General features: G+C 69.0%; 8 protein-coding genes. All 8 read right to left on the bottom strand.

What is annotated here, in order from left to right:
- Window positions 1-9: 9 nt before the first annotated feature.
- On the bottom strand, window positions 10-369 hold the full coding sequence (locus tag AB0L00_RS21005) for a hypothetical protein (RefSeq protein WP_364436539.1): 360 nt from the start codon (window positions 367-369) through the stop codon (window positions 10-12).
- A complete protein-coding gene (locus tag AB0L00_RS21000) occupies window positions 362-847 on the bottom strand; it encodes a YbaB/EbfC family nucleoid-associated protein (protein ID WP_364436536.1) in 486 nt (161 codons plus the stop codon). The genes AB0L00_RS21005 and AB0L00_RS21000 overlap by 8 nt, the downstream gene beginning before the upstream one ends.
- 62 nt (window positions 848-909) lie before the next feature.
- Window positions 910-4,212 (bottom strand): AAWKG family protein, encoded by a 3,303-nt coding sequence (locus AB0L00_RS20995; protein ID WP_364436533.1) that lies wholly within the window; start codon window positions 4,210-4,212, stop codon window positions 910-912.
- 58 nt (window positions 4,213-4,270) lie between these two features.
- A complete protein-coding gene (locus tag AB0L00_RS20990; protein ID WP_364436531.1) occupies window positions 4,271-4,735 on the bottom strand; it encodes a type VII secretion system-associated protein in 465 nt (154 codons plus the stop codon).
- A gap of 126 nt (window positions 4,736-4,861) precedes the next feature.
- Window positions 4,862-5,185: a WXG100 family type VII secretion target gene (locus AB0L00_RS20985; RefSeq protein WP_345350326.1), complete on the bottom strand. Its 324-nt coding sequence runs from the start codon at window positions 5,183-5,185 to the stop codon at window positions 4,862-4,864.
- Between the two features lie 49 nt (window positions 5,186-5,234).
- Entirely contained in the window at window positions 5,235-5,561 is a 327-nt protein-coding gene (locus tag AB0L00_RS20980; RefSeq protein ID WP_364436528.1) for a WXG100 family type VII secretion target, read from the bottom strand.
- A gap of 159 nt (window positions 5,562-5,720) precedes the next feature.
- The gene (eccB, locus tag AB0L00_RS20975) at window positions 5,721-7,253 is read right to left on the bottom strand and encodes a type VII secretion protein EccB (RefSeq protein WP_364436525.1); all 1,533 of its coding nucleotides are present in this window, start codon (window positions 7,251-7,253) and stop codon (window positions 5,721-5,723) included.
- Between the two features lie 33 nt (window positions 7,254-7,286).
- The gene (gene eccD / locus AB0L00_RS20970) at window positions 7,287-8,684 is read right to left on the bottom strand and encodes a type VII secretion integral membrane protein EccD (protein WP_364436522.1); all 1,398 of its coding nucleotides are present in this window, start codon (window positions 8,682-8,684) and stop codon (window positions 7,287-7,289) included.
- Window positions 8,685-8,743: the final 59 nt, after the last annotated feature.

Below are 8,743 nucleotides of genomic sequence, written 5' to 3'. Positions count from 1 at the left end.
GGGCGTCTGCTACTTCCTGCCGCCGGATCCCGGCGTCCGCCAGCCGCCCCGGGCCCCGGCGTCGTGGACGGCCGTGAGCACCCTCCGCTGCTGGTTCAGGACACTCGACTGGTTCGCCCGCAGCGCCATCGGGACGGCCAGCAGCAGCCGGCTCGCCGCCTCGACACCCGTGGCGAGCTCGTCGACCAGCTGGATCGCCGCCCGTTTCGCCGGGGCGCCGAAGGACTTGTCGTTGCCGAGGACCTCGAGGTTGGTGCCGTTGCGGAACCGCGTGGCCAGGTTGAAGACGTGGGTCCCGAGGTTCTCCATGGCCTCGACGGCCCTTTCGGCCTTCGCCGGGTCCGCCTCATACCTGCTCGTGTCACTCACCGTTGCCGTCCTCCACTATCTCGTCGTGCAGGTTCGCGGCCGGCCGGATGCCGCGCGAGGTGCGGCGGGGCGTGCCGGTTCCCCGTCCGCGCCGTCCGCCGGCCAGGGCCGACTTGAAGATCTCCTCAAAGTCGATCTTGAACCCGGGGAGGCCGTCGGCGTTCTCCTCGGGAGGGGTCAGCGCGGAGAAGGTGTCGATCACCCGCCGTGCCATGGTCGCCCGGCCCTTGTTCGCGGCCTCGACGATCGAGGCGGCCAGCTGTGACGCCTCCATCGTCCGGAACTGCTCGTCCAGGAACTTGACCCGCTGCAACTCGCCCTGCGGGCCGACGGTCACCTCCACCGAGCGGTCCTTGGACCGCGCGGTCGATGACGAGCTGCTGAGGTCGGCCCGGGCCCGGGCCACCGCCGCCCTGGTCGACTCGAGCCGCTCCCTCGCCTCCGCGAGGAGCTTCTCCATCGACTCTTCGGTCTCCATCGCCTGCTCTCCTCCCCTGTGCCGGGTCCCCATCGGGTACTGTCCGGCCGGCTCCGCTGTTCTCAGCCGATGACGGCCGGCGCGCCGCCTTCGTCGGTGCCCCAGACGTCCTCTTCCTCCGGCGCCCACGCATCGCGCTCGCGGTCGCCGCTCTCCGTCTGGCGGTGGTCCTCGCCCCCGGAGTACGGGTTGTACGCGGAACTCGTGGGTGTGCGGCCCGCCCCGGGCACCGCCTCCTCGTAGCCGCGGTTCCGGCGCGCGCGCCGGCCGAGGGACCCGCCGTCCGCGGGGAGGATGTCCTCGTCCTCGTAGACCTGGCGCACCCGTTCGCTGGTGCCGTTCTTGTCACCGCCGCCCATGCCGCCCATGCCACCCATGCCGCCCATCGGCGGCGGGTACCCGCCCGTCTGCCCGACGGGCGCACCGCCGGTGGTGGTCCCGTCGAGGCGCGTGGCGGGCGGCAGCACTCCGCCGGACTGGCCGACGGGGAACGTGGTGGGGGTCGCGGTCTGGCCGCCGAGCGACGCCGAGGGACCTCCCAGCGGATTCCCGGAACTCGGCAGGTCGTGCAGGGCCGACTCGTAGTAGCCCGCCGTCCCGTTGCCGAGGTTGCTCAGGTACGACGCGTCCGGGAGCGACACGCCGTCGCGGCCGAGCGGGGTCGTGATGGTCTGGCCGTTCGGCTCGTGGGTGACCGCGCTGCCCGCCTGCGGGTTGATCGTGGTGTAGCTGCCGTCCGGGTAGCGGGTCGTCACGGTCCCGTCGGGGTTGACCGTCGTCCGGCTGCCGTCCGGGTTGGTCAGCGTGTGGCCGTGGGTCAGGTGGTCGGTGGTGGTCGACCCGTCCGGGTGGATCGTCGTCTCCAGGCCCGTGTGCGGGTTGATGGTCGTCGAGCTGCCGTCGCTGTAGTCGGTGGTGATGCTGCCGTCGGGGTTCAGGGACGAGTGGCTCTGGACCTGGCCGGGCTGGAGATGCCCCGTCTGCGAGTTGTCGTAGACGGTGGTGAGGCTGCCGTCGGGGTTCTGAACGACGTGGTGGTTCAGTTGCGAGGGCTGCAGTGGGTACGTGTCCGGCTGCTGAACGACCTGATGAGACCCCGGCTGCAGGTACTGCTTCGCGATGTCCTTCTGCTGCTGCTGCTGGTCCTCGCGCTGCTGCTCGTACTGCTTCCTGGCCTCGTCCTGCTGCTCCTTCTGCAGCTGCTCCTGCTTCTTCTCCTGCTCCTGCTGATCCTTGCGCTGCTGCTCGTACTGCTTCCTGGCCTCGTCCTGCTGCTCCTTCTGTTGCTCCTCCTGTTTCCGCTCCTGCTCCTGCTGATCCTTGCGCTGCTGCTCGTACTGCTTCCTGGCCTCGTCCTGCTGCTCCTTCTGCAGCTGCTCCTGCTTCTTCTCCTGCTCCTGCTGATCCCTGCGCTGCTGCTCGACCTGCTTCTTCTGCTCCTCCTGCTGCTCCTTCTGTTGTTGCTGCTGCTCCTGGTACTGCTTCCTGGCCTCGTCCTGCTGCTGCTTCTGCAGCTCCTCCTGCTTCCGCTCCTGCTCCTCCTGCTTCTTCTGATCCTCCTTCCGCATCTGCATCTGCAGCGCCATCTGCTCCTGATTCTGCTTCTTGGCCTCGTCCTGCTGCTGCTTCTGCAGATCCTCCTGATGCTTCTCCTGCTCCTCCTGCTTCTTCTGCTGCTCCTCGTACTGCTTCCTCTGCTCCTCTTGCTGTTCCTTCTGCTGTTGCTGCTGCTCCTGGTACTGCTTCCTGGCCTCGTCCTGCTGCTGCTGGTACTGCAGGCGCTGTTCCTTCTCGATCTCCTCCTGGTGCTTCTTGTCCTCCTCACGTTCCTTGCGCTGCTCGTCCTCGAGCTCCTTCTGGTGCTTCAGATCCTCTTCGCGCTGCTTGCGCTGCTCGTCCTCGAGCTCCTTCTGGTGCTTCAGATCCTCATCGTGCTGCTTGCGCTGCTCGTCCTCGATCTGCTTCTGGTGATCCAGATCCTGCTTGCGCCAATCATCTTGTTTCTTCTCCAAGTCGTCCTGGTGCTTCTTGGCGTCCGCGGCGGCCTTGTCGGCCTTGTCCTGCGCGGCCTGCGCCTTGTCGGCCTGGAGGTCGGCGGCGAGGTTGATCTCGACGGTCGTGAGCTTGGGGATGCTGTCGGGCACGTCGACCCAGGAGTTATGGATGACGCGCAGCGCCTCTTGGGCGGCCTTGCCCAAGTAGTTGTCGACGGAGGTCTGCCACTGGCGGATCGCCTCCTCACCGATCGCCTTCCACGTGGTGAGAGAGTTCAGGGGGCCGTAATTCTTCTTGGCGTTGATGACCGTCGTCGCGTCGCCGCTCCACCCGTCCTCATCGACCTGGTTCCAACTGTCGTAGGAGTTGTAGCCGTAACTCTCGTGCCACCGGACCTTGGTGATGTTGTTCAGCCAGATCTGGTCGGTGATGTCGAACAGGATGTCGCACAGCCAGCGAAGTGGATTGCCCAACCGGAGCGCCCAGTCGCTCCAGACCCAATAGAGGTCATCGATCGCCTTCTGGAAACCCGACTTCGCGGTCAGCAGATTCTCGGCCACCTTGGAAATGCCCAGACCACCGACCGAGAGAGCATCCGTGTAGTTCTGATAGTTGATGCCGAGCTGGTGAATGATGTCCCAGAAGACGCCGGCCGCCTGTCCACGCCAGGCCGCGTCCTCCGATCCCAGCGCGTCCTCCCACTGCTGGATCGTGGCCCTGGAGGTGAAGAAGAAGAGCGCCGCCCGGTTGAAAGCCTGCGCGGCGCGGTCGAAGCTCTTGAGGTCGACGGCGTCGTCATCGAGAACCGACACGTCGTTGAAGGAGAATCCCTGCGTGGAGTACGGCGAGTACATCAGTTTCTCGAGCGCGAGGCCACCGCCGTAGCTGTACTGGGCGAGCGGCGCGGAATCCCACCCTTCGAAACCGTCCGGCATGAGATGCGATCCCTTGCCGAACTTCCCGCCGGGGGACACACCGCCGTGCGGCATGGTGTGTTGGGAATCGGTGCCGAGCAGCGTGATGCGCGCCCTGCGCATGTGCACCTCTGTACCCGTCGACAGGGTGCTGACCGACGAGTCGTCGGTCGGGCCGTAGAAGGGGACGACGAAGTCGGTGTCCTCGATACGCCAGCCGGAGTTCCGCGTGCGCCAGTTCATATTGTTGATGGCCTCGGCCTCCGCGTTCGTCGGCGTGGCGCCCGAGGTGTCGATCTCCACCTTCATCAGCGGGATGTCGTCGTTGCCGTAGAGGCTTTTGAAGATCTCGCCTCGCGCGAGGGACGGCTTGTAGCCGGTGAGCAGTTTTATGGCGTCGAACCAGTGGTCGTTCGCCGAAGAGGCTGGAGCCTTGTCTCCTGCGGGATCCGCCATGATCTGCTGCTCTCCATCGAAGGCTCGGCGTCGGAAGAAGGGAGGGAGGTCGGTGCGGTCAGGTGGTGGTGTCGCCGCCGGTGGTCTGGAAGTCGCTGGGCACCGTGCCCAGGGTGTCCAGGAAGATCTTGCCGTCGATCTTCGTCAGTGAGTCGTGCTGGCCGTCCATGAGCTTCGTGATCGTGGTGTTCAGGTACTTGTCCAGATCGGTGAAGAGCTTGAGCTGCTTCTTGTAGATGTCGGAGATGGACTGCGCCGACGTCGTGATCGCATCGACGATCGCCTTACCGCCTGTCCCCGAGTCCTTGCCCAGCGCGCCGATCGCGAGGGGCGCGTGGCTCTGGTAGAACTCCTCGCCCGGGGCCGTCTGGCCCTTGCCCAGGAGGACGTCGATCGGCGGCGTGTTGTTCGTGTCGGTCTTGTGCGCGACCTTGTCGATGGAGTCTTTGAAGTTTGCGATGTCGTGGTTGACGAAGTTCTGCAGCGAGGTCTTGTCCAGCGCCAGCTTTGTCTTGTCCGCCATGGCTCCGCTTCTCCGAGGTCTGTCAGTTCCAGGGCCGGCCGGTCCGGCCCGTCGCCGCCGGGTGTTCCGGCGTCCGTACGCCGTCCGCCTTCGGCCGCCCGCTCACGGGCGGCCGAAGGCGGGCGGTCAACCGCCGATCCGCACCTCGGACCACATCTGGCTGAGGCTGTTCTCGTTGTACTTGTAGCTGCCGGAGATCTCGTCGAGCAGCTGCGAGTGACTGGTGAGGATCTGCTCCATCGACTTGATCGCGTTGTCCCAGGCCTGCTGCTTCTGGTTGTAGGTCTGGGCGTCGTCACCGATCCACTGCTTCTTGAGCTCGGCGAGCTCCATTTCCATGTTGGAGATCGTCTGTGCGATGGCCTTGGTCTGGGAGACCAGGTCGTCGGCGGCGTTGCCCATGTGGTTGTAGTCGACGTAGATGAAACCGTCGGTGAAGTCCTCGCTCATCGATGTCCTCGTTTCTCGTCAGAAGGAAAGAGCCGGGGTCGTTCGGGGGTCAGCCGTGCAGGGCGTTGAAGACGGCCTGAGCCTGCTGGTAGCCCTGGTTGATCTGGTCGTTGCTGGAGCCCTGCTGCTGGTGCTGCGAAGTGAGGGTCTGGTTCAGCTTGTCGACCATGTCCTGCAGGTTCTTGAGGATGACGTCCGCCTGCTGCTCCCAGGAGTTGACGAGGTCCTGGAACGCCTGACCGTCCGAGCCCTTGTACCCCGTGGCCAGGTTGAAGCGGGTGGACTCGACGTCCTGCTTGATCTTGGTGATCCCGGTGTACGCCATCTCCAGGGCCTGGATACCGTTCTTGGTCGCCCTGACCTCTGACTGCTGCATGCCTGCCACGCTGCGCCTGCCTCTCTGGTTCGGTGCTCACGGGAAACCGAGAGCGAGATCGTGCGTCGAGGTTCGCCCGGCCGGCACCGCCATCGGCGCGCCGCCGTCGACCGGTTCGCGTCTCCTTCCGTACTCCGTGGTAATGACCCCGACTTGCCGTCAACTTGTCGTCGCCTTGCCCGGCCCCGGCGTCGTCGCCTTGCCCGGACCTGTTGTCGTCGCCTTGCCCGGCCCCTGCGTCGGGGCCGCGGCCGGAGCGGCGCACGGCGGCGCGGTGCTCGAGGAGATCCCCGCCTGCGCGGCCGCCGCGCTCAGGTCCGGCCCGGTCGGCAGCATGTTCAGCAGCGGCGACGGCAGGGCCACCACCTGGCCGGTCGAGTACCCGAGCGCCGCCAGGTCGGAGGCGGAGGCCACGCGGTACTTGGTGCCCGTGTCGGTCACCAGGTAGGTCGTGCCGCCGACCGTGCCGCCCGCCGCCGGCAGGACGCGCACCAGCGCGCCGCCGCCGGGCGGCACGGTGATCCGGTCGACGGGCACGCACGCGGACGTGGTCGCCGCCTGGGCGACGACGCCGAGCGAGGCCGGGTCCTGCAGCGCGACGCTGACCCGCGGCCCCACGGCGGTCGGCTGGATCCGGACGCAGGCGTGCTGGTCCGGCTGAGGGTCGACCAGGCGCGGCGGCGTCTCGGGCACCGCACCGGCGGAGGCCGGGTCCGGCGCCATCCGGCCGTTCAGGGCGTCGGGCGCCAGGGTGATCGCTTCGGGGGTCCGGCCGCCGTACGCCTTGGTGCGTACGGCGGGATCGGCCAGGATCAGGGCGGCGACGGTCGTGGTGACCTCCGCCAGGCCGTTCTGGCGCAGCTGGTAGTACCGCGGCTTAGAACCGAGCACCCCGATCCTGAAGACCTGCCCGATGCGGGTCGCGTGCCCGTCGAGCGACGGCCCGGCACCGCCCAGGCCGGATACGGCGGGGGCGGCCAGGTCCGGCCCGGCCGGCAGCGCGTCGACGAACGCCGCCGACACCGGGGTCGGTGTCCGGCCCCCGTAGCCGAGGGCCGCCGCTCCGCCCTTGGGGTCCAGCCGCAGCCGGCTGCCCTGCCACACCAGGTACACGTGCGCGTCGGGCGTGGTGACCAGCAGTCCCTGCCCGGCCGTCAGCGCGCCGTCGCCGCCGGCGTCGCCCACCCCGACGGCGAGGGTCGTGACCGGCGCCGCGGAGCCCCCCACCCCGGAGCCGGAGCAGACCGCCCACGCCCCGGAGGCCAGACCGCCGGCCGACGGCAGCGCGTCGGGCGCCCCGACGATGCCCACCGGCTGGCCGTGCGGCGTCCCGTCCAGCGACTTGGTCCGGACGTGGTGCGCGGTCAGCTTGGTGCCGCCGATCAGCCGCGCCGACGCGTAGTTCTGCACCGGGCGCAGCCGCCCGTCCACGTAGAGGTAGGACGCGCCGGTCTCCTGGTCGACGATCAGGCTGTCCGCGCTCTGCCAGGAGGCGGACCGGCCCGGGGAGATCAGGCCCCAGACGAACGCCCCGCCGCACAGCAGCACGGCGATGACGATGCCGATGATCACCCCCCGGTTCGTCCGGCCCTGGGGGCTCTCCGGGGCGTCCGGATCCGCCCGGAGCATTCCGGACGTGATGCGGCCCATGACGAACATGTGGGCGTGGACCTGGTCGCGGCGGGACTGCATCGGCGCCTCTTCCGTCGTGCTCTCGTGTCCTGGTCAGCCGATGGCGCGCAGTTCGCCGTACACGCCGAGGACCCACAGGGTCAGCGGCAGCATGCTGATCGCGACCAGGCTCTGCAGGAGTTCGGCGGCGCGGCCCCAGTACGGCACCATCCGGCGGCCGGGCACCGTCCAACCGGCGATCATGAGCGCCGCGGTCGCCCCCATCAGCGCCACGGCAATGATCACCCGGCCGGTCGACCCGGTCCTGGCGACCTCGACGGCGACGATCGTGGCCGCCCCCCACACTCCCGGCAGGGCCATGAACAGGCGCTGCCAGACGTTGCCCAGGCCGCGGCTGTGCAGCACGAGCAGCAGCGACAGCGCGGCCCCGAGCACGAGCTGCGCCAGATCCTCCTGGTGGGCCAGTGCCGCCAGGCAGGCGGTGCAGGCCAGCCCGACCGTGCCGTACAGCCCCGTCATCCAGCCGTCCGCCAGGACCGCGCGGGCGGCCACGGCCTTCGGCGAGCGCGGTTCGATGCCCTCCTGGAGCTGGTCCGGGTTGGTCGGCAGCGGCGGCATGCGCAACCCGGACAGCCGGAACGACAAGGCCGGCACGAACGCGCCGAACACGACCGCGAGCAGGGCGACCACCGCGGCCGCCTCCTCCGGCGGGAAGCCCGCCACCATCATGAGGGCCCCGGCGAGGGCTCCGGCGACCGCCAGCACCGTCGCGCCGACGAACAGCGCCGTGTACGCCGCCACCAGGGCCAGCGCGAGCACGGCCCCGCCCGCCTCGGCCGCGGACGCGGCGAGCAGCCGGGCCCCCGCCACCTCGAAGCCGTCCGGCCCGGACAGCCGGCCGCCGGGCAGCAGCCATCCGGCCAGGATCAGGAACGGACCGGCCATGACGCCCAGGAGCGCGGCCGACGCGGCGTCGCCCACCGCACGGCTCGCCGCCGCGGCCCCGGCGAGCAGCAGGAGCGCGGCGGCGCCCGCGGTCACGATCCGCTGCTCGGCCGGTCCGCTCGGCAGCGCGAGCACCGTCAGGACGGCCAGCATCACGAACACCGCCAGGCCGCGCAGCAGCCGCCGGCTCGCCTGCGGGCTCCACCCGTACGGGCTGTCCTTCATCGTGGTGGAGATGCCGTCCACCAGGTCGTCCAGCCGCACCTCGGGCAACGTCTCGGTGCGAGGCCGCAGGTAGAGCGTGTCGCCGTCGTGCAGGTCCAGCGACTCGAGGGTGGCGTCCTCGTCGAGCGGAGGTCCGCCCAGGCGCTGAAGCACCCAGCCCTCGTGCTCGATCCCGGTCTCGCCGAGGTCGTCCCCGCCGTAGCCGAGCACGGCGGGAAGCAGGTCCGCGACCGGGACGTCGGCCGGTACGGCCAGGTCGATGGTCTTGGCGGGGGCGCGTACCGTCAGCCGGCACAGGTCCGCCGCCGAGCTCTTGCTCATGGGGCTCACTCGTTCTTTCCACGAACACCCGCCGCCGTCGCCGAGCGGGGGCGCGTGAA

This window comes from Actinoallomurus sp. NPDC052308 (assembly GCF_040679195.1).
GTDB classification, from domain to species: domain Bacteria; phylum Actinomycetota; class Actinomycetes; order Streptosporangiales; family Streptosporangiaceae; genus Actinoallomurus; species Actinoallomurus liliacearum.
Note: the sequence above shows the minus strand (reverse complement) of the source record. Positions and strands in the feature narration are given on the sequence as shown.

Coding starts and splice junctions, on each gene's coding strand:
- eccD (WP_364436522.1), bottom strand. CDS start 8,684: ATGAGCAAGAGCTCGGCGGCGGACCTGTGCCGGCTGACGGTACGCGCC.
- AB0L00_RS20985 (WP_345350326.1), bottom strand. CDS start 5,185: ATGAGCGAGGACTTCACCGACGGTTTCATCTACGTCGACTACAACCAC.
- AB0L00_RS20990 (WP_364436531.1), bottom strand. CDS start 4,735: ATGGCGGACAAGACAAAGCTGGCGCTGGACAAGACCTCGCTGCAGAAC.
- AB0L00_RS21000 (WP_364436536.1), bottom strand. CDS start 847: ATGGAGACCGAAGAGTCGATGGAGAAGCTCCTCGCGGAGGCGAGGGAG.
- AB0L00_RS20980 (WP_364436528.1), bottom strand. CDS start 5,561: ATGCAGCAGTCAGAGGTCAGGGCGACCAAGAACGGTATCCAGGCCCTG.
- AB0L00_RS20995 (WP_364436533.1), bottom strand. CDS start 4,212: ATGGCGGATCCCGCAGGAGACAAGGCTCCAGCCTCTTCGGCGAACGAC.
- eccB (WP_364436525.1), bottom strand. CDS start 7,253: ATGCAGTCCCGCCGCGACCAGGTCCACGCCCACATGTTCGTCATGGGC.